This window comes from Actinokineospora auranticolor (genome assembly GCF_002934265.1).
Taxonomy (GTDB): Bacteria; Actinomycetota; Actinomycetes; order Mycobacteriales; family Pseudonocardiaceae; genus Actinokineospora; species Actinokineospora auranticolor.
On sequence record NZ_PTIX01000020.1, the window covers coordinates 21,273 to 42,311 of the forward strand.

At 72.0% G+C, this 21,039-nt stretch carries 16 protein-coding genes; 11 read left to right on the plus strand and 5 right to left on the minus strand.

All coding sequences use genetic code 11. The features are described 5' to 3' along the window. Positions 1-42: 42 nt before the first annotated feature. Together CLV40_RS27910 and CLV40_RS27915 are read right to left on the minus strand one after the other, a co-directional pair. A complete protein-coding gene (locus CLV40_RS27910) occupies positions 43-1,227 on the minus strand; it encodes a PQQ-dependent sugar dehydrogenase (protein WP_104482066.1) in 1,185 nt (394 codons plus the stop codon). Between the two features lie 11 nt (positions 1,228-1,238). Then, a complete protein-coding gene (locus tag CLV40_RS27915) occupies positions 1,239-2,156 on the minus strand; it encodes an alpha/beta fold hydrolase (protein ID WP_104481978.1) in 918 nt (305 codons plus the stop codon). A 62-nt stretch (positions 2,157-2,218) separates the two neighbouring features. Between CLV40_RS27915 and CLV40_RS27920 the strand changes: the two genes are divergently transcribed. Together CLV40_RS27920 and CLV40_RS27925 are read left to right on the plus strand one after the other, a co-directional pair. Next, on the plus strand, positions 2,219-3,130 hold the full coding sequence (locus tag CLV40_RS27920; RefSeq protein WP_104481979.1) for a 2-hydroxyacid dehydrogenase: 912 nt from the start codon (positions 2,219-2,221) through the stop codon (positions 3,128-3,130). Positions 3,131-3,161: 31 nt separating this feature from the next. Continuing rightward, positions 3,162-3,842: a DoxX family protein gene (locus CLV40_RS27925; RefSeq protein ID WP_219824135.1), complete on the plus strand. Its 681-nt coding sequence runs from the start codon at positions 3,162-3,164 to the stop codon at positions 3,840-3,842. 811 nt (positions 3,843-4,653) lie between these two features. On the opposite strand, the gene ilvD is transcribed toward CLV40_RS27925, so the two are convergent. After that, a complete protein-coding gene (gene ilvD / locus CLV40_RS27930) occupies positions 4,654-6,498 on the minus strand; it encodes a dihydroxy-acid dehydratase (protein ID WP_104481981.1) in 1,845 nt (614 codons plus the stop codon). Positions 6,499-6,576: 78 nt separating this feature from the next. Further along, entirely contained in the window at positions 6,577-7,047 is a 471-nt protein-coding gene (locus CLV40_RS27935; protein ID WP_104481982.1) for a PH domain-containing protein, read from the minus strand. A gap of 334 nt (positions 7,048-7,381) precedes the next feature. Here CLV40_RS27935 and CLV40_RS27940 point away from each other — a divergent pair, with 334 nt between their 5' ends. The 3 genes from CLV40_RS27940 to ilvC are packed head-to-tail and all read left to right on the plus strand — an operon-like array spanning position 7,382 to position 10,793. Then, positions 7,382-9,226 (plus strand): acetolactate synthase large subunit, encoded by a 1,845-nt coding sequence (locus tag CLV40_RS27940; RefSeq protein ID WP_104481983.1) that lies wholly within the window; start codon positions 7,382-7,384, stop codon positions 9,224-9,226. 18 nt (positions 9,227-9,244) lie between these two features. Next, positions 9,245-9,751, plus strand: a complete 507-nt coding sequence (ilvN, locus tag CLV40_RS27945; RefSeq protein ID WP_104481984.1) for an acetolactate synthase small subunit — start codon at positions 9,245-9,247, stop codon at positions 9,749-9,751. Between the two features lie 28 nt (positions 9,752-9,779). Next, positions 9,780-10,793, plus strand: a complete 1,014-nt coding sequence (ilvC, locus tag CLV40_RS27950) for a ketol-acid reductoisomerase (RefSeq protein ID WP_104481985.1) — start codon at positions 9,780-9,782, stop codon at positions 10,791-10,793. 178 nt (positions 10,794-10,971) lie between these two features. Here ilvC and CLV40_RS27955 read toward each other — a convergent pair whose 3' ends face one another. Further along, a complete protein-coding gene (locus tag CLV40_RS27955) occupies positions 10,972-11,688 on the minus strand; it encodes a hypothetical protein (protein WP_104481986.1) in 717 nt (238 codons plus the stop codon). 127 nt (positions 11,689-11,815) lie between these two features. Here CLV40_RS27955 and CLV40_RS27960 point away from each other — a divergent pair, with 127 nt between their 5' ends. The 6 genes from CLV40_RS27960 (at position 11,816) to CLV40_RS27985 (ending at position 20,576) form a co-directional block, all read left to right on the plus strand. After that, the gene (locus CLV40_RS27960; RefSeq protein WP_104481987.1) at positions 11,816-12,091 is read left to right on the plus strand and encodes a DUF397 domain-containing protein; all 276 of its coding nucleotides are present in this window, start codon (positions 11,816-11,818) and stop codon (positions 12,089-12,091) included. Between the two features lie 2,252 nt (positions 12,092-14,343). After that, positions 14,344-14,631, plus strand: a complete 288-nt coding sequence (locus CLV40_RS27965; RefSeq protein WP_104481988.1) for a hypothetical protein — start codon at positions 14,344-14,346, stop codon at positions 14,629-14,631. A gap of 131 nt (positions 14,632-14,762) precedes the next feature. Next, a complete protein-coding gene (gene serA / locus CLV40_RS27970; protein WP_104481989.1) occupies positions 14,763-16,358 on the plus strand; it encodes a phosphoglycerate dehydrogenase in 1,596 nt (531 codons plus the stop codon). A 277-nt stretch (positions 16,359-16,635) separates the two neighbouring features. Further along, complete coding sequence (locus CLV40_RS27975; protein WP_104481990.1) at positions 16,636-17,673, plus strand: 3-isopropylmalate dehydrogenase; 1,038 nt, start codon at positions 16,636-16,638, stop codon at positions 17,671-17,673. Between the two features lie 282 nt (positions 17,674-17,955). Then, positions 17,956-19,626: a citramalate synthase gene (cimA, locus tag CLV40_RS27980; RefSeq protein ID WP_104481991.1), complete on the plus strand. Its 1,671-nt coding sequence runs from the start codon at positions 17,956-17,958 to the stop codon at positions 19,624-19,626. Between the two features lie 176 nt (positions 19,627-19,802). Further along, entirely contained in the window at positions 19,803-20,576 is a 774-nt protein-coding gene (locus CLV40_RS27985; protein WP_104481992.1) for a fumarylacetoacetate hydrolase family protein, read from the plus strand. The last annotated feature ends 463 nt before the right edge of the window (positions 20,577-21,039 follow it).

The window sequence follows — 21,039 nt, forward strand, 5'->3', positions numbered from 1 at the left end:
CCGGCGCCCGCCAAGTCGGGAACGGTGGCGGGAGGAATGGACTCAGTCCGCGCTGCCGCCGCCGCCCTGGGGCTGGACGAGGATGGCCACCGCGCGGTCGTCGCTGGAGACCAGGGGGCCGCCCGCCTGCTTGTTCACCGTGCCCGCGACCGCCAGCTGCTCGGTCATCAGGTCCAGCCCGTCGATCTTGCCGAAGCCGCCGGGCGCGGCCAGCGCGATCTGCGGTTTGCCGGTGAAGCTGCCGTCGGGGGCCTGCGGGATGTTCTGCAGGTGCCCGGCGTTGGACATGGCCACCCAGACCAGCTGCTGGGTCGCCGCGCAGCCCGCCGCGCCCGGGTGGTCCGGCCAGCTCCACGCGGGCGTGGTGAGCGGCTTGCCTGGGGTGATCCGGTACAGCACGTCGGCGGCGGGGGTGCGGTCGGTGACCCAGATCGGACCGTCGCTCAGCGGCGCGCAGACGCCCCCGGGCGACTGCAGGCCCGAGGTCAGCACCGCGCTGGTCGGGGTCGGGTTGCCCGGGGCGGGCTTGCCCTCACCGGTGACGCGCAGGACCTTGCCCGCCAGCGAGTTCGGGTCGGCGGCCGCGGTCGGCGACCCGGCGTTGCCGGTGGCCACCAGCAGGGCACCGTTGTGGTCGTTGGCCAGCGACCCGCGGTTGCCGGAGGCGCCGCGCGGGATGCCGGTCAGCACCGGCTTGGCCGAGTCGCCGGGGGCGATGCGGACCAGGCGGTTGTCGGTCTTGGTGGTGATGTAGGCGAAGACCAGCTGGTCCTCGACGTAGTTCGGGGACAGCGCCAGGCCCATCAGGCCGCCGTCGGTCGACGCGTCGACCGGGATGGTCGCGAACACCTGCGGGTCGCTGTCGTGGCGCACGAGCAGCACGCGGCCCGTCTTGCGCTCGCCGACCAGGGCCGTCGGGTTCGTCCCGTCACCCGGCAGGGCCGCCACGGCCACCACGGTGTCCAGGCAGGTGCCCAGGACGGCCGGGTTGAAGTCCTTGCAGCCGTCCGGCGGGGGGATCTGCTCCGGGGCGGCACCGCCGCCGCCACCCGACCCGCCGCCACCACCGCTGCCGCCGGTGTCCGGCTCGGGGGCGGCCTGCGCGGTCAGCGGGACCTCTTGGTGCCAGCTCGGCGGCGGGGGCTGCTCGGTGAACGTCGCGCACGAGGACACGGCCAGCGCCGCGCACGCGGCGGCGAGCACACGGAACCGCGCCAGGCCAGACATGATGCCCAAGGCTAGGGTCGCCGCCGTGAATCCCTGGTGAGCACGTCGGCGCGCGCCCGCTCGACCACGCGCACCCGGTCGACCAGCAGGCCGAGCTCGTCGACGATCACCTGGGGCGCCTCCAGCGGCAGGAAGTGGCTGGTCGGCACCACCCGGGTGCGGGCTTGCGGCAACCCGGCCACCGCGGCGACCGCCCGCTTCGGGTCGGCGACCAGGTCGTAGCGCCCGGCCAGGACCGTCACCGGGCAGGTGACGCCGGTCAGGTCGGCCTCGGGCACGTCCGCCAGGGCCAGGGCGAGGGTGACGTACCAGCGCCAGTCGTGCGCCAGGAAGCGGCGCAGCGCCTTGGCCACGTCGTCCGGGTCGGCGCCCGGGAGCATGAACCCGCTGCGCTGGAGCACGGCCGCGGTCAGCCGGGTCGCCGGGACGCGGTGCAGCACCGCGTCCACCAGCGGACCCGCCGCCCGCACCGCCCGCGCGCCGCCGATGGCCAGGTACCGGCGCACCGCCGCCGGGATGCCCAGCACCCCGAGCACGCCGCCGAACAGGTCACCCGGCACACCCGCGGCCAGCAGCAGACCGGACACCCGCTCCGGGTGCCGCAGCGCCAGCTCGGCGGCCACCATCACCCCGGCCGACCAGCCCACCACCACGCACCGGTCCACCCCGGCCGCCGCCAGCACAGCGAGCGCGTCGGACACGTGGTCGTCGAGGGTGATGCGGGACGGGTCGTCGGGCCGCGCCGAGCCCATGGTGCCGCGGTGGTACCAGCTCAGCACCCGCACGCCGGACCCCGGCAGCAGCAGCGCGGGCCACGCCTCCGGGACCGTGCCCAGCCCCGGGCACAGCAGCACCGCCGGCCCGTCGGACTCGGTGTGCCAGCCGCGCAGCCGGGTGCCGTCCGCGCCGAGCAGGTCGTGTTCGCGCATCGCCGCCAGTGTGCCGCAGCCCGAGCCCGCGCGGGGGTGATCGGCATCAGTACGGTGGACGCGTGATTGTCACGGTTCTGGTGCCCGACGAGTACGGGGTGTCCGCGCTCGGCGCCGTCGACGGCGTGCGCGCGGTCCGGTACGACTCCCTCGACGACCTGCCGCCCGAGGCGGCCGAGGCCGAGGTGCTGGTCCCGGGCTTCCTGTCCCCCGGCCAGGCCGACGTGCTCGACGCCCTGCCGAAGCTGCGGCTGGTGCAGCTGCTGACCGCGGGCGCGGAGGCGTGGATCGGCCGGTTGCCGGACCACGTCATGCTGTCCACCTGCAGCGGCGCGCACGGCGGCAGCACCGCGGAGTGGGCGGTGACCGCGCTGCTGGCCGTGTTCCGGCGGATCCGCGAGTTCGAGGACGACCGCCGCGCCGAGTCGTGGGACAGCCGCCGGACCGAGACCTTGCAGGCGAAGCGGGTCCTCGTCGTCGGCGCGGGTGACCTGGGGCGGCAGCTGCACCGCAGGCTGGTCGCGTTCGACGCGGAGGTCACGATGGTGGCCACGAAGGCCCGCGACGGTGTGCGCGGGCTGGACGAGCTGCCCGCGCTGCTGCCCGAGCACGACGTCGTGGTGCTGATGGTCCCCATGACGCCGGCGACGCGCGGCCTGGTCGACGCCGACTTCCTGGCCCGCATGCCCGACCGCGCGGTCCTGGTGAACGCGGCGCGCGGTCCCGTCGTGGACACCGACGCGCTGGTCGCCGAACTGCGGTCCGGGCGGCTGCGCGCGGCGCTGGACGTGACCGACCCGGAGCCGCTGCCGCCCGGCCATCCACTGTGGAGCGCGCCCAACCTGCTGCTCACCCCGCACGTCGCGGGGAACTGCACGGGCGTGCAGCAGCGCGCGTACCGGATCGTCGCCGAGCAGATCGCGCGGTTCGCGGCGGGCCGCGAACCGGAGTTCCTCGTGCGCGGTGACTACTAGCGGGGTTGACACCTCGCCTAGTGTGCGGGCCGTGAGTACCGAAGACGACCGCCCCCGACAGGCTGGCGGATACGCGGACAGCGGCTTCTACACGCCGTCGTCGGAGAGCAGCTCGGTCTCCGACTTCGGCAGCGGCACCACCGCCGCCCTCCCACGACCCGGTGACCCCATCTCCACCGACCTCGACGAGCCACGGCGGGAGGAGGTGCTGGACCCGACGCCGCACGCCTGGCACCTCGGGGCCGACCTCGGGCTGCTGGTGCTGCGGGTGACCGTGGGCGCGCTGTTCATCGGGCACGGCCTGCAGAAGGTGTTCGGCCTGCTGGAGGGCCCCGGGATCGACGGGTTCGCGCAGGTGCTGACCCAGCTCGGGTTCCAGCAGGCGACCCTGCTGGCCTGGGTCACCGGGATCACCGAGCTGGTCGGCGGCGCGCTGCTGGTGCTGGGGCTGTTCACCCCGGCCGCGGCGGCCGCGGTGCTCGGCGTGATGGCGAACGCGATCTGGGTCCGGGTGAACATCGACCTGTTCGCGGGCAACGTCGAACTGGAGTCCGTCTACGCGGCGGCGGCGTTCCTGCTGCTGTTCGCGGGCGCGGGCAAGATCTCGCTGGACCGCAACTCGCCGTGGTTCCGCCGGGCGCCCGCGTTCGGCTTCATCTTCCTGATCCTGGCGGCGGGGCTGTCCGTGGTGACGCTGGTGGTGCTGCGCTAGCCGGCTCGGGTGGCCACCGGCCCCCGGTATCAATGCTACCGGCGGCCACCGACGGCTCCGGGCGTAGACGATCAAGGCTGTGGACAACACGCCCGGGGAGCGCGAACCCTTGCGCTGACAGCGAAAGACTCACTCGAACGAGAGCACGATCGGCCTGGTTGTCCACAGGGACAACGTTCCGGCCCCCGGATCTGTCGGTTCCCGCCGATAGCATTGATACCGGGGGCCGGAGGCATATCCGGGGCCGGTCGTGGGGAGTGAACGCGGCGGCGACCCGGCGCGTGATGCGGGAGCACGTGCTCGAGGTGCCGGACTTGCGGGCCGTTTTCCTGGTGGTGCGTGCTGACTGCGGGGTGGACGCGCGCCCGGCGATGCGGGTGGACGCGCGTGGCGCGGTTGGCGGATCTGGCGCTCCGGTCGACGAGCCGGGGCGAGGTCACGCAGGCTGCTCTACGAGAGCAGCCAGGAGGGCGCCGTTCTGCGCACGGCATCATCGCCGGTTCCGTCGGCCTTCGCTGTTCTTGGTTCTACGGCAAATGGGAACTCGCCGCCTCCAGGGGCGTGAGCCGGGCACGCGTCCGAGGGGCCGACCTGGTGATGGTCGGCGGATCGCCAGGCTGCGGAAGGCAAGGGTGCGAGGGCTCGTGTTCCGGCGTTCCGGGTGCGTGAGCCGGTTGGGATCGCTGCCCGAGGACGCGCGTGTTCGAGGCGGGTCGGGGGTCGGATTCGGCATCGGTTCCTGCTCGCGAACCGAAGCGGCCGGTCCGGACCCGAGTCCGAACCGGCCGCGTCCGCGTCGGGTGCTCCGGGGCTAGCGCGACGGGTCGCGGACGGCTCCGGTCGAGGCGTCGGTCGCCATGCGGGCGTAGGCGCGGAGGGCGGCGGTGATCGGGCGGACGCGGTCCTTCGGCTGCCACGGCCGCTCGCTCGTGTCCATCTTCGCCCGCCGCTCGGCCAGGACCTCCGGGGCGACCAGCAGTTCGAGCGACCGCTGGTGCACGTCGATCCGGATCCGGTCGCCGTCCTCCACCAGGCCGATCGTGCCGCCGCCCGCCGCCTCCGGGGAGATGTGGCCGACGGACAGGCCCGAGGAGCCGCCCGAGAAGCGGCCGTCGGTGATGAGGGCGCACTTCTTGCCCAGGCCCGCGCCCTTCAGGAACGCCGTGGGGTGCAGCATCTCCTGCATCCCCGGCCCGCCCGCCGGGCCCTCGTACCGGACGACCAGGACCTCGCCGGGCTGGATCTGCTTGCCCAGGATCACCGAGACGGCCTGCTCCTGGCTCTCCACCACCCGCGCCGGGCCCTCGAAGACGAACAGGTCCTCGTCGATGCCCGCCGACTTGATGACGGCACCCGCCTCGGCCAGGTTGCCGTGCAGCACGGCCAGGCCGCCGTCGGCGGTGAAGGCGTGTTCGACGTCGTGGATGCAGCCCGCCGCGGCGTCGGTGTCGAGCGACGACCACCGGTTCGACGTGGAGAACGCCTGCGTGGTGCGGACACCGCCGGGGGCGGCGTGGAACAGCTCGACCGCCTCGGCCGTCGGCGCGGCGCCGCGGATGTCCCAGTCGGACAGCCACTGCGCCAGCGTCGGCGAGTGCACCGAGCGCACGTCCGTGTTCAGCAGCCCGCCGCGCCACAGCTCACCGAGGATGGCGGGGATACCGCCCGCCCGGTGCACGTCTTCCATGTGGTAGTCGGAGTTCGGCGACACCTTCGACAGGCACGGCACGCGCCGGGAGATCGCGTCGATGTCGGCCAGGGTGAAGTCGATCTCACCCTCCTGGGCCGCCGCCAGGATGTGCAGGACGGTGTTCGTCGACCCGCCCATCGCCATGTCCAGCGCCATCGCGTTCTCGAAGGCGGCGCGGTCGGCGATGGTGCGCGGCAGGGCCGTCTCGTCGTCCTCGCCGTACCAGCGCTTGCACAACTCCACGACCGTGGTGCCCGCGCGGGTGAACAGGTCGCGCCGGGCCGCGTGCGTGGCCAGCGTCGACCCGTTGCCCGGCAGCGCCAGGCCGAGCGCCTCGGTGAGGCAGTTCATCGAGTTCGCGGTGAACATGCCCGAGCACGAGCCGCAGGTCGGGCAGGCGGAGCGCTCGACCTCGCCGAGCGCGCCCTCGTCCACCGACGAGTTCGCCGACGCGGAGATGGTGGTGATCAGGTCGCTGGACGGGTGGGCGACGCCGCCCACCACCACGGCCTTGCCCGCCTCCATCGGTCCACCCGAGACGAACACCACCGGGATGTTGATCCGCAGCGCGGCGTTGAGCATGCCCGGGGTGATCTTGTCGCAGTTGGAGATGCACACCAGCGCGTCCGCCTGGTGCGCGTTCACCATGTACTCCACGGAGTCCGCGATGATCTCCCGCGAGGGCAGCGAGTACAGCATCCCGCTGTGCCCCATGGCGATGCCGTCGTCGACGGCGATGGTGTGGAACTCCCGCGGCACGCCGCCCGCCGCGCGGATCGCCTCGGCCACGATGTCGCCGAGGTCGCGCAGGTGCACGTGCCCCGGCACGAACTGGGTGTACGAGTTGGCGATGGCCACGATGGGCTTGCCGAAGTCGCTGTCGGTCATCCCCGTGGCGCGCCACAGGGATCGGGCCCCGGCGGCGTTGCGGCCGTGGGTGGTGGTGCGGGAGCGCAGCGCTGGCACGGCTCCTCCAAAGTCGATCTCGGTTCGGGTGACGCGGCACCTGGTGGGGGCCTGGGGGAGGGAGCGGTGCCGTCCAGGTTACTCCGCTGCCCGCGACCCGGTCTCCGGGTTGTCCACAGCGTCGGGTGCCACGTCCTCTGGGGTGTCCTCCGCCTCGGGCGCGACCGTGGGGTCCGCCAACCGACCGCCGCTCACGAGGGAGAGCGCGGGCAGGTGGCGTACTCGCACGGACGGCAGCGCGACCTCGCGCTCGTCGTCGAGCACCGCGCGCACCGCGCCCTTGCCGGTCAGCCGCAGGCCCTTGAGCGAGTCCCAGGCCAGCTTCCGCGAGCCCACGACCTGCCGGACCGTCAGCCCCTCCGCGTCGGCGACCGTGCGGACGCGTAACACCCAGGCGATCGCCGCGATGGGGATCACGTAGACCACGGCGAGACCGGGCGCGCCGAACGCGACCGGGGTGGCGCAGATCGCGAACAGCAGCGCCGCCAGCACGGTGATGGTCGGTATGCGGAACACGAGGCGGGACGGCACCGTTGGCTGCTCGGACACCCCTAGATGGTGCACCCACCGGGTTCGACGACCTCGTCCGGGGCGCCCGGGCGGGGGACGTGGCGTCCACCATCCGGGAGCGCTGTCCCGCAGAGTTGACGCTCTACCCCGAACGCACTAACGTCTGGGGGGTGCCCGCTCAGTCCATTCTCGTACTTCCGCCGCGCGTTCGACGCTGACGGAAGAACCCGCCCCGCGTCGAACGCGCGACCCTCGTGCGACCTGTAGAGGTCGACGGGGGCTTTTTTGTGTCCAGGCCCGTATTCGCACCACCGACAGTCCGACTTCCGACACTCCCGAAACCCGAACACCTCCGAGCCACGAGGCAGAACCGATGACCAGCGCAACATCGCGGCCCACCCCGGCCGCAGCGAACCCGGGGACGGCGGCCGCCACCGCGCAGCCTGCCCGGCCCAAGCCTGCGCCGCCGTCCGGAACACCCGTCCGGGTGACTGGCGCGCAGTCGCTCGTCAGGTCGCTCGAGGCGGTGGGCGTCGAGATCGTCTTCGGCATCCCGGGCGGCACCATCCTGCCCGCCTACGACCCGCTGCTGGACTCCACCAAGGTCCGCCACGTGCTGGTCCGCCACGAGCAGGGCGCGGGCCACGCGGCCACCGGCTACGCGCAGGCCACCGGCAAGGTCGGCGTGTGCATGGCCACCTCGGGCCCCGGTGCGACGAACCTGGTCACCCCGCTGGCCGACGCGAACATGGACTCCGTGCCGATCGTGGCCATCACCGGCCAGCAGACCCGCGCGCTGATCGGCACCGACGCCTTCCAGGAAGCCGACATCTGCGGCATCACGCTGCCGGTCACCAAGCACAACTTCCTGGTCACCGACCCGGCCGACATCCCGCGCACGATCGCCGAGGCGTTCCACCTCGCGAAGACCGGTCGCCCCGGCCCGGTCCTGGTCGACATCCCCAAGGACGTGCTGCAGGAGCAGACCTCCTTCACCTGGCCGCCGGAGCTGCGGCTGCCCGGCTACCGGCCGACCACCCGCCCGCACGGCAAGCAGGTGCGCGAGGCGGCCAAGCTGATCTGCGCGGCCAAGCGCCCGGTGCTCTACGTCGGCGGCGGCGTGATCAAGGCCGACGCGGCGGCCGAGCTGCTCGAACTGGCCGAGCTGACCGGCATCCCGGTCGTCACCACGCTGATGGCCCGCGGCGCGTTCCCGGACTCGCACAAGCAGCACCTCGGCATGCCCGGCATGCACGGCACCGTGCCCGCCGTCGGCGCGATGCAGCGCTCGGACCTGCTGGTCGCCCTCGGCGCCCGGTTCGACGACCGGGTCACCGGCGTGCTGAACAGCTTCGCCCCCGACGCCGCGGTCGTGCACGCCGACATCGACCCCGCCGAGATCTCCAAGAACCGCCGCGCGGACGTGCCGATCGTGGGCGACTGCAAGGAGATCCTGGTCGAGCTGATCGGCGCGGTGAAGGCCGAGCGGGCCAACGGCACCGCCGACCTCGCGCCGTGGTGGACGACGCTGGACTCCTGGCGCACCACGTTCCCGCTGGGCTACGAGTGGCCCGACGACGGCACGCTGTCGCCGCAGTACGTCATCGAGCGCATCGGCCGCATCGCGGGCCCCGAGTCGATCTACACCGCGGGCGTCGGCCAGCACCAGATGTGGGCCGCGCAGCACATCCGCTACGAGAACCCGCGCACCTGGCTCAACTCCGGCGGCCTCGGCACCATGGGCTACGCGGTCCCCGCGGCCATGGGCGCCAAGTTCGGCATGCCCGGCACCACGGTGTGGGCCATCGACGGCGACGGCTGCTTCCAGATGACCAACCAGGAACTGGCCACCTGCGCCATCGAGGGCGCGCCGATCAAGGTCGCGGTCATCAACAACGGCAACCTCGGCATGGTCCGGCAGTGGCAGAACCTGTTCTACAGCGAGCGCTACTCGCAGACCGACCTCGGCACGCACAAGCACCGCATCCCGGACTTCACCCTGCTGGCCGAGGCCCTGGGCTGCGCCGGGCTGCGCTGCGAGACCAGGGAGGACGTCGACTCGGTGATCCACCGGGCGATGGCCATCAACGACCGCCCGGTCGTGGTGGACTTCGTGGTCGGCAAGGACGCCCAGGTGTGGCCGATGGTCGCCGCGGGCACCGGCAACGACGAGATCATGGCCGCGCGCGGCATCCGGCCGCTGTTCGACGAAGACTGACGCGGCGGGGAAGGGATCATGAGCACCCACACCTTGAGCGTGCTGGTGGAGAACAAGCCCGGCGTGCTCGCCCGGGTCGCGGGCCTGTTCTCCCGGCGCGGGTTCAACATCGAGTCGCTGGCGGTCGGGGCCACCGAGCACCCGGACGTGTCCCGGATGACCATCGTGGTCGCCGTCGAGGACCTGCCGCTGGAGCAGGTCACCAAGCAGCTCAACAAGCTGATCAACGTGATCAAGATCGTGGAGCTGGAGCCGTCCGCCGCGGTGCAGCGGGAACTGCTGCTGGTCAAGGTCCGCGCCGACGCCACCGTGCGCAGCCAGGTCCTGGAGACCGTGCAGCTGTTCCGCGCCAAGGTGGTCGACGTCTCCCCGGAGGCGCTGACCATCGAGGCCACGGGCACCGCCGACAAGATAGAGGCGCTGCTGCGCATGCTCGAGCCCTACGGGGTCCGGGAGATGGTGCAGTCCGGCATGGTCGCGATCGGTCGCGGCCCCCGCTCCATCACCGCAACCGCGGTCCGCTAGATAGTCACCAGAAAGGTAGCCACACCCCATGTCCGTCGAGATCTTCTACGACGCAGACGCCGACCTGAGCATCATCCAGGGACGCAAGGTCGCCGTCATCGGCTACGGCAGCCAGGGCCACGCGCACGCGCTGAGCCTGCGCGACTCCGGTGTGGACGTCCGCATCGGACTGCCCGAGGGCTCCAAGTCCCGCGCCAAGGCCGAGGAGCAGGGCCTGCGCGTGCTCAGCCCGGCCGAGGCGTCCGCCGAAGCCGACCTGATCATGGTGCTGGCGCCGGACACCAAGCAGCGCTTCATCTACGCCGACGACATCGAGCCCAACCTCAAGGACGGCGACGCGCTGTTCTTCGGCCACGGCTTCAACATCCGCTACGACCTGATCAAGCCCCCGGCGGGCGTCGACGTGGCCATGGTCGCGCCGAAGGGCCCGGGTCACCTGGTCCGCCGCCAGTTCGTCGACGGCAAGGGCGTCCCCGCGCTGATCGCGGTGCACCAGGACGCCACCGGCGGCGCGCAGGCGCTGGCCCTGTCGTACGCGGCGGCCATCGGCGGCGCGCGCGCGGGCGTCATCAAGACGACCTTCACCGAGGAGACCGAGACCGACCTGTTCGGTGAGCAGGCCGTCCTCTGCGGTGGCGCGTCGGCGCTGGTGCAGGCCGGGTTCGAGGTGCTGACCGAGGCCGGGTACGCCCCGGAGATCGCGTACTTCGAGGTGCTGCACGAGCTCAAGCTGATCGTCGACCTGATGTACGAGGGCGGCATCGCCCGCCAGCGCTACTCCATCTCCGACACCGCCGAGTACGGCGACCTCACCCGCGGCCCGCGCGTCATCACGCCCGCGGTGAAGGCGGAGATGAAGAAGATCCTGGGCGAGATCCAGGACGGCACCTTCGCCCGCGAGTGGGTCGAGGAGGACGTCTCCGGCCGCGCCAACTACACGCGGCTCCAGGAGGAGGGCGCCAAGCACCCGATCGAGGAGACCGGCGCCAAGCTCCGCGGGTTGATGTCGTGGATCGACCGGCCGATCACCGAGACGGCCTGATCTTCGGTTGTCGCTGGGGGAGGGGTCCGCGCACTGGGCCCCTCCCCCTTCTTGTTTGCCGGTCCGCAACTCACCGCGGAGTTGTCCACAGGCTTGATCGTCTTCGGCCGAACTCGTCGGTTCCGGCCGGTGGAATTCGATTCCGGGGGCCGGAGGCGAACCCGCGCCCGCCCGCGCGTCAGAAATCCGGGTCGCAGCGCAGGGTGATGAGGGCGGCGGGTGCCAGGTCCGGGGCGAAGGAATAGCCGGGGAAACCGCCCCAGCGGACCGATTCCCGCAGGTATTCCACGAGGGTGATGCCCGGCCTGCCCGCCACACCCGCCAGCACCGGGTCCGCGACCGACGACGGCAGCGCGATGTCGTGGGTGGCGCCGCTGGTGTTCGCCTTGTGGTACTCGTCCGGGGCCAGGGCGAAGGCGAACTCCGGTTCGTGGCCGTAGTCCTGCCACTCGCTGTGCAGGGCGTAGGCGTTGCCCAGGCACAGCGGGTCGGGGTACTCGGGGCTGGGCGGTTCGCCGTGGGGCGCGGGCTCCTGGTGGTAGGTCAGCAGCAGGGCCTCGCAGTCGCCCGCGAACCAGACGTGGCCGACGCGGCGGAAGCAGGCCTCCAGGGCGTACGGCAGGCCGCCGACCTTCTCCGCCAGCGACTCGGCCATCGCGCGGTCGCCGTCGGTGGGCGGTAGGTGGGGGTCCACCTGGCGGTCGGAGCAGGTCCACCCCAGCTCGGGCAGCGCCGCGGCGATGCGGGCCACGTGCTGGCCGACGCGCAGCATGGTCTCGTCGGCGACGGCCGCGACGTCCTCGGCGAGGTCGTCGGGGACGGGGCCCAGGGCGCGCAGGTCGTCCCAGACCTCGCCGCGTTCGCCGCGCAGGTAGCGGCGGAAATACGAGGTCACGGCGCTCAGGCTACTCACCGCGACCAACCGGCGGCGGTAAAGACACGGTGCGTGCGTGGCGGGCTGGCGCACTGCGGTATACCTGATCCCCGGCACCACCCCGATCAAGTCCCAGCGAGGAGACGTGATGGCGAGCGCCCCCATCTACGATGACAAGGCCGAGGTCCGCGGCCAGTTGGACCTGTCCAAGGCGGAGTGGCAGCGCGCCGCCGAGCCGGACGCCGACCCGGACGGCGAGTACGTGGAGATCGCGTTCGTTCCCCACAACGACGGGAAGACCTACATCGCGATGCGGAACTCGAAGTACACCGGACCGGAGGACACCGTGCTGGTCTTCACCGAATCGGAGTGGGACGCCTTCGTGGAGGGCGCCAAGGCCGGGGAGTTCGACGAGCCGTGGTGACCGCCCCCGGCGCGGACCCCCGCGACCCGGGCCGCCATGCCCGGCCGGTGTGGACCGAGCCGGACCCGTCACCGGACGTCCCCGCGAACGTCTGGATCCCCCCGGAGGCCCTGGCCGACCCCACGGCCCGCCCACCCGGCGAGGCACCCCCCACCGGCCCCGGCACCCCAATCCCCGCCCCACCCGGCCACCCGCCCTTCGCAGGCGCACCCGGCATCCCCACCCCGGGTCCCGTTCCACCCGGAAGACCTGCCCCCGCCGCGGGACACAGCCCGGGCACCTTCACCGGCGGCTTCGGCACCCGGGCCGCCCCCGCTCCCGGCGGACCCGTCCCGCCTCCCGCCCGCCCTTTCCCTTCCACCACGGGTCAAGGCGCGCCTCCGGGCCAGCCGGGCACGTTCACCGGCGGCTTCGGCGTTGCGGGTTCCCCTCCCGCCGGAGCCGCGCCGCACGGCTCGGCTGGGCGAGGTTTCCCCGGCACTTCGGCCGGTGGGCCGAACGCCGCTCCCAGCGGACCCGTACCGCCTTTCCGCTCGGCTGCGGGTCAAGGTTCACTGCCTGATCGGTCGGGCCCTGCCACGGGCGGTTTCGGCGTTCCCGGCGATGGTGTGGGTTCCGTCTCCGGTGGTGCTGTACCGCCTGGCTCGGCTGGGCGCGGTTTTCCCGGTATCTCCGCTGGTGGGTCGAGTGCCGCTCCCGGTGGGCCTGTCCCGTCTTTTCTCTCGGCTGCGGGTCAGGGTTCACCGCCTGAGCGCCCGGACCCAGCCACGGGCGGTTTCGGCGTTCCCCGTGACGGCGCGGGTTCTGCCTCCGGTGGTGCTGTACCGCCTGGCTCGGCTGGGCGCGGTTTTCCCGGTATCTCCGCTGGTGGGTCGAATGCCGCTCCAGGTGGACCTGTCCCACCCCTTCCCTCTGCCGCGGGTCAAGGCTCACCGTTTGCGCGGCCGAGCCCCGCCACCGGCGGTTTCGGTGTTCCCGGCGGTGGTGCGGGTTCCGCTTCTGGTGGTGTTGTGCCGCCGGGTGCGGCTGGGCATGCCTTCTCCGATACTTCTGCTGACGGGCCGAACGCAGCTCCTGGCGGGCCTGTCGCTCAGCCTTTCCCTTCCGCCGCTGGTCAGGGTTTACCGTCCGAGCGGCTGAGCTCTACCACCGGCGGTTTCGGTATTCCCCGCGATGGCGCGGGTTCTGCTTCCGGCGGGCCTATCCCGCCTACCGTCCGGCCTTTCCCTTCCACCACGGGTCAAGGCGGGTCTTCCGGGCAGCCGGGCACGTTCACCGGCGGGTTCGGCGTCCCAGGCGGTGGTACGGGTTCCGCTTCTGGTGGGCCTGTACCGCCCAGTGCGGCCGGGCACGGTTTTCCCGAGAATGTTCCGGGGGCATCGCCCGGCAATTCCGTCGATAGATCGAATACCGCTCCTGGCGGGCCTGTCCCGCCCTTCACCTCCGCTGCGGGCCAAGGTTCACCACCCGCGCGACCGGGCAGTTCCACTGGTGGCTTCCGCCGTCCCGGCGGTGATGGGTCAGATGCTGCTCCCGCCGCTCCCGGGCACGGTTTGCCCAGGGACCGTCCGGGCAGCTCCAGCGGTGGTTTCGGCATCCCCGCGACACCCGTACCGCCTGCCGACGGAGCAGCCCCGGCCGGTGGCGACAACCCCACCCCTCCCTCGGCCTTGGCCCCGCCGAATCGCACGACTTCCATGCGGCCCACGGTCGAGTTGCGCAGGCAGCCGAAGCCCGCGGATCCTCCCTCGCTCTCCGGGATGCTCCCGGTGTCCGCGCTGTCCGAGGAGGCTCCGGCCACCTCCGTCCTGCGCCCCGGGAAGCAGCCGCCGTCGGCTCTGGACGAGACACCGGCCACCACCGCGCTGAGTCCGCCGAATCCCGCCACCCGGCCGCCGAGCGGGGGGCCGCCCTCGGTGTCCGGGATGCTGCCTGTTCCCGGGCCGGACTTATCCGGCCCGCGGCCCGGCCAGGCAGGCACCGGGCACCCACCCTCGATGACGGGCATGCCGCCGGTGCGGCGCCCACCCGGCACCGCGTCGCAGCCGAACCCGCGCGGGCCCGCACGGGTGGAGCCGCCGTCGCAGGCGGGGATGGTTCCGGTGCGGCCACCCGCGGGGCCGGGGTCCCAGGTCGGGATGTCGCCCGTGGCGCCGTCGCGGACCGGCGCCAATCCGGTCCCCGTCGGGCCGAACCGTCCACTCGGGCCGCCCGGTGGGAATCCGCCCTCGCGTACCGGGATGAATCCGGTCGTGCGACGTGAACCCGTCGGCGATCCGCCGGTGCACGTGTTCCCGGATTCGCCCGATCCGGTGGCTGATGTCGCTTTCGGTCCGTCGGGGGACTACTCCTTCGGGCCCGCCGGATCCGGTGCGTACCCCACCGGGCTCACCCCCGTCGCGCCCAAGGCGCCGGTGGGGGAGGAGCCGCCGTTGGCCAAGGACCAGGTGAAGAAGCGGCCCTCGTACCTCGTCGAGGGGGACTACGACGAGGTGTTCGGCAACGCCGACTTCACCGCCCCACCGGTGATCGGCGAGTAGGTCGCGGGGATGTGACACCTGACTCACCCAGCGGTTGAACGGTTCAGTCTCCGGCCTAGACTCGAGGTCTCTGGTTACAGCGTCGTAACCGAACTCCCACACCTATGCTCTTCCAGCCCAGGAGTCGCAGCGTGACTACTTCGAGCCGCCCCGTCGTCCTCATCGCCGAGAAGCTCGCGCCGTCCGTGCTCGACGTCTTCGGTACCGAGTTCGAGGTCCGCCACGTCGACGGCACCGACCGGCCCGCCCTGCTGGCCGCGGTGGCCGGGGCGGACGCGCTGCTCGTGCGGTCCGCGACCCAGGTCGACGCCGAGGTGCTCAAGGCGACCGACACGCTCAAGGTCGTCGCCCGCGCCGGTGTCGGCCTCGACAACGTCGACGTGCCCGCCGCGACCGACCGCGGTGTGATGGTCGTCAACGCGCCCACCTCCAACATCGTCTCGGCCGCCGAGCACGCCGTCGCGCTGCTGCTGGCCACCGCCCGCCAGATCCCGGCCGCGCACGCCACGCTGCAGGACGGCGAGTGGAAGCGCAGCAAGTTCTCCGGTGTGGAGCTGCTGGGCAAGACCGTCGGCGTGGTCGGCCTCGGCAAGATCGGGCAGCTGTTCGCCCAGCGCCTCGCGGGCTTCGGCACCACGCTCATCGCCTACGACCCGTACGCCTCCGCCGCGCGCGCCGCGCAGCTGGGCATCGAGCTGGTCGAGCTCGACGAGCTGCTCGCCCGCGCCGACGTGATCTCCGTGCACCTGCCGAAGACCCCGGAGACCAAGGGCCTGCTCAACGCCGAGGCGCTGGCCAAGACCAAGAAGGGCGTCATCATCGTCAACGCCGCCCGCGGCGGCCTCATCGACGAGCAGGCGCTGGCCGACGCGGTGCGCAGCGGCCAGGTCGGCGGCGCGGGCGTGGACGTCTACAGCAAGGAGCCGACCACCGACAGCGTGCTGTTCGGCGTGCCCGGCATCGTCGTCACCCCGCACCTGGGCGCCTCCACCGCCGAGGCCCAGGACCGCGCGGGCACCGACGTGGCGCACTCGGTCCGGCTCGCGCTCAGCGGCGACTTCGTGCCGGACGCGGTCAACGTGGCCGGTGGCGCCGTCGGCGAGGAGGTCCGCCCGTTCCTGCCGCTGGTGCAGAAGCTGGGCACCGTGGTGTCCGCGCTGGGCGGCAAGGCGCCGACCTCGATCACCGTGCTGGTCCGCGGCGAACTGTCCACTGAGGACGTCTCGATCCTGCCGCTGGCCGCGCTGCGCGGCGTGTTCGCCGACATCGTCGAGGACCAGGTGACCTTCGTCAACGCGCCGCGGCTGGCCGAGACCCTCGGCGTCACGGTCGAGGTGGCCAAGGAGAGCGAGAGCCTCAACCACCGCAGCGTGGTCACCCTGCGCGCGGTCTACCCCGAGGGCACCGCGGTCACCGTCAGCGGCACCCTGTCCGGCCTCGGCCAGGTGGAGAAGCTGGTCGAGGTGCACGGCCGCTCCTTCGACCTGCGCGCCGAGGGCGACGTCGTGCTGCTGGAGTACCCGGAGCGCCCCGGCGTGATGGGCACCGTCGGCACCCTGCTCGGCGAGGCGGGCGTGAACATCGACGCCGCGCAGATCAGCCAGACCACCAAGGGCACCGACGCGGTCATGCTGCTGCGCGTGGACCGCGCGGTCGACAAGTCGGTGCTGGAGTCCATCGGCGCCTCGATCGGCGCCACCATCGTCCGCTCGGTCGACTTCGGCTGAGACCCGGGGGAGTGGATCGCGCGGGTGGCCGGGCTTGACCGGTCCACCCGCGCGCCGTCCCAGCCCACTGGCTGGGATGCAACTCGAAACGGCACGCGGTGCCCGAAACGGTTGGCGACCAACCGATCCGGGCACCGTTCGTGTTAACCGGGGGTCGATGTGGCGGAGAAAGTCCACCCAGAGGGGTGGCGAGGTGCGGCGAACGGACGGCTTGCCGGTAGCCTTCCCTCGACTACCAGGCCCTGACAGTTCGGGCCGATACCCGGGAGGTGTGTGCATGCGGCTCGCGGTGATCCCAGGTGACGGGATCGGGCCGGAAGTGATCGCCGAGGCGCTGAAGGTGCTAGGTGAGGTCGTTCCGACCGCGGAGATCACTCGATACGACCTCGGCGCGGCGAGGTGGCACGCGACCGGGGAGCTCCTGCCGGAGTCCGTGCTCGCGGAGCTGCGCGAACACGACGCCATCCTGCTCGGCGCGGTCGGCGACCCCTCGGTGCCCAGCGGCATCCTGGAGCGCGGCCTGCTGCTGCGCCTGCGGTTCGAGCTCGACCACCACGTGAACCTGCGCCCGGCGCGGCTCTACCCCGGCGTGAAGAGCCCGATCGCCGACCCCGGCGAGATCGACATGATCGTGGTCCGCGAGGGCACCGAGGGCTTGTACGCGGGCAACGGCGGACTGTTGCGAAAGGACACTCCGCACGAGATCGCCACGGAGGTGAGCGTCAACACCTCCTTCGGCGTCGAGCGGGTGGTGCGCGACGCGTTCACCCGCGCGTCCTCGCGCCCGCGCAAGCACCTCACGCTGGTGCACAAGACCAACGTGCTCACGCACGCCGGGTCGCTGTGGTCGCGTGTGGTCGAAGAGGTGTCGTTGCAGCACCCGGACGTGACCGTCGCGTACCAGCACGTGGACGCCACCACCATCCACATGGTGACCGACCCCACCCGCTTCGACGTGATCGTCACCGACAACCTGTTCGGCGACATCCTCACCGACCTGGCGGCGGCGGTCACCGGCGGCATCGGGCTGGCCGCCAGCGGCAACCTGGACATCACCCGCCGCAACCCGAGCATGTTCGAGCCCGTGCACGGCAGCGCGCCGGACATCGCGGGCCAGGGCATCGCCGACCCGACGGCCGCCGTGCTGTCGGTGGCGCTGCTGCTCGACCACCTGGGTGAGGTGGAGGCGGCCCGGCGCATCGAGGCCTCGGTCGCCTTCGACCTGGCGACCCGCGACCACGGCTCGCCCGGTGGCACCTTCGCCATCGGCGACCGGCTCGCGGCACTCGTGTCCTCCAACGCGAAGACCGGCTGACCAGCCGCGAAGCCAAGCGAACCAAGGAAGGCCGCTCCCGACCGGGGCGGCCTTCCTGGCGTTTGCGGGCGGTAACCTTTCCCGGAAAGTGGGACTCAAGGTCCGTGGAGTGGACCGGGGGAAGTCCACTGTGCCACTATGCGTTCGTGGCACTCTTCGTCATCATTATTGACCAGCGCGCTGGGTAGCTCCCTCAAGAGCCCAGCGCGCAGACCTCTCGCACCTTACGCGGGGGGTCTTTTTGTTTGCCCGAACCAAGAAATCCGTCAAGGAGCAGACACCGTGACCCGCCAGACGCCCGCAGGCACCCCGCTCGGCGACTCCTTCCACGTCTACGACACGACCCTGCGCGACGGCGCCCAGCGGGAGGGCATCTCCTACTCGGTGACCGACAAGCTGGCCGTGGCGCGGCTGCTGGACGGGCTCGGCGTCGGGTTCATCGAGGGCGGTTGGCCGGGCGCGTTGCCCAAGGACACCGAGTTCTTCGCCCGCGCCGCGGCGGGTGAGCTCGAGCTCGAGCACGCCGCGCTGGTCGCGTTCGGCTCCACCCGCCGCGCGGGCGCGACGGCCGCGCAGGACCCCCAGGTGCGCGCGCTGCTGGACTCCCAGGCGCCGGTCGTGACGCTCGTCGCCAAGTCCGACCGCAGGCACATCGAGCGCGCGCTGCGCACCGACGTCGACGAGGCCGTGGCGATGGTGCGCGACACCGTGTCCTTCCTCGTCGGCGAGGGGCGGCGGGTGTTCCTCGACGCGGAGCACTTCTTCGACGGCTACGCCTTCGACCCGGACTGCTCGCTGCGGGTGCTCACCGCCGCGGTGGAGTCCGGGGCGGACGTGGCCGTGCTGTGCGACACCAACGGGGGACAGTTGCCCCTCGGCCTGGCGGACACCGTCCGCGAGGTCATCGCCCGCACCGGTTTCCGGGTGGGCATCCACTGCCAGGACGACACGTCCTGCGCGGTGGCCAACAGCGTCGCGGCGGTACAGGCTGGCGCGAGCCACGTCCAGTGCACCGCGAACGGTTACGGGGAGCGGGCGGGCAACGCCGACCTGTTCGCCGTGATCGGCAATCTCGTGACCAAGCTCGGCCTCGATGCGCTGCCTACCGGCTCGCTGGCCGAGTTGACCCGGGTCTCCCACGCCCTTGCCGAGATCGCCAACATCGCACCCGACACCCACCAGGCCTATGTCGGGTCGTCGGCCTTCGCCCACAAGGCGGGCCTGCACGCGAGCGCGATCAAGGTGGACCCGCTGCTGTACAACCACATCGATCCGGCCACCGTCGGCAATGACATGCGGGTACTGGTCACCGAGATGGCCGGCCGGGCCAGCCTGGAGCTCAAGGGACACGAGCTCGGGGTGGACCTGGCCGGCAAGCCTGAAGCCGTCACCAACGCGTTGCGCAAGGTCAAGGAACTGGAGGCGGGCGGCTGGTCGTTCGAGGCCGCCGACGCGTCCTTCGAGTTGCTGCTGCGCGCCGAGATCGCCGGGGTGGACCCGGCCGCGCAGCACCCCGTCGTGCCGTTCGAGCTGGAGTCGTACCGGGTGATCCTGGACCACCGGGCGGACGGTGAGGTGGTGTCCGAGGCGACGGTGAAGGTGCGCGTCGACGGGCACCGGGTCATCGCGACCGCCGAGGGCAACGGCCCGGTGCACGCCCTCGACGCCGCGCTGCGCCGGGCGCTGCTGCCGCACCTGCCGTGGCTCGACGACGTCGAGCTGACCGACTACAAGGTCCGCATCCTCACCTCCGGCGGCACGCGCGGCGCCGAGCACGGCACCGACGCGGTCACCCGGGTGCTGGTGCAGTCGACCGACCGCGAGACCGACTGGACCACCGTCGGCGTGCACGGCAACATCGTCGAGGCCAGCTGGCTGGCCCTCTGCGACGCCCTGGCGCACAAGGCGATGCGCGTCCGCGCCGCCGCCCGCGAGGTCGCGCCGACTCCGTGACCGCACGACGTCACCACCTTGGCTTCGCCGAGGCCGTGTCGCTCGCGAGGTCGCGCCGGTTTCTGGACTGAGCGGTTCACGCGGCCCCTCGGGCCGCGTGAACCGGGAGGGAAGAAATCGGCTCCAAAGGCGACCTCGCCGCCTCGGCGGAGCCGAGGCCATGTCACAGTTGGTGGGTGCGTATCGCTCGAATTGCCCATCCTGAAGGAGTCGCCTTCGTCACCGTCGAGGGTGACGAAGGCGCCGAGATCGCCCACGAGGTCGCGGAGCACCCGTTCGGGAACCCGACCCTGACCGGCCGGAGCTGGCCGTTGGCCGACACCCGGCTGCTGGCCCCGATCCTGCCCAGCAAGATCCTGTGCGTCGGCAAGAACTACGCCGACCACGCGGCCGAGATGGGTGGCGAGGCGCCCGCCAACCCGGTCATCTTCATGAAGCCGTCCACCTCGGTCATCGGCCCCGGCGCGGCCATCCGGCTGCCCGCCGACTCGTCCAGAGTGGACTACGAGGGCGAGCTGGCTGTGGTGATCGGCATGCCGTGCCGGGACGTCCCGGCGGCCAAGGCCAACGACGTCATCCTCGGCTACACCATCGCCAACGACGTCACCGCCCGCGACCAGCAGCACGCGGACGGCCAGTGGACCCGCGCCAAGGGCCACGACACGTTCTGCCCGCTGGGCCCGTGGATCACCAAGGGCGTGCCGAACCCGGGCGACCTGGCCATCCGCACCGCGGTGGACGGCGAGGTCAAACAGGACTCCCGCACGTCCCAACTACTGCACGACGTCCCCAAGCTGGTCGAGTGGGTCTCCCGGGTGATGACCCTGCTACCGGGTGACGTGATCCTCACCGGCACCCCGGCCGGTGTCGGCCCCCTGACGGCGGGCCAGACCGTGTCGGTCACCATCGAGGGACTCGGCACCCTCACCAACACGGTCGCCAACCGCTGACCATCTCCCGTTGACACCCCGGTGATCCGGGTGGACCGCCGTCCACCCGGATCCCGAGTTGTGCACAGGCTTGATCATCGTCGCGCCGGATTGTCGGTGTCCGCCGGTAGAATTGATATCGGGGGCCGGAGGCATACCAAGATCACCCGCGACCGCTCCGCCAATCGCAATCGCGCTCGCCCTTCCCGCCGATCTGCCCGCCGATCTGCCCGCCGACCTCCGCGGAACCGCCGAGCGGCCGGCCCGCGATCTCGGGACATCGGCACACCCGGACATCGAGGCACCGCGACGTCGAGACGCCGTGCGCCATGACAGTGAGACGCGTGGCGTCGAGGACGCCGGGGCATTGAGGTGCTGGGACATCGAGACGCCGAGGCGTCGGGATGCTGTGACGCGGGATGCCGTGACATTGAGGCGTTGAGGCACCGGGGTACTGCGGCATTGGGACGCTGAGACGGCGCGG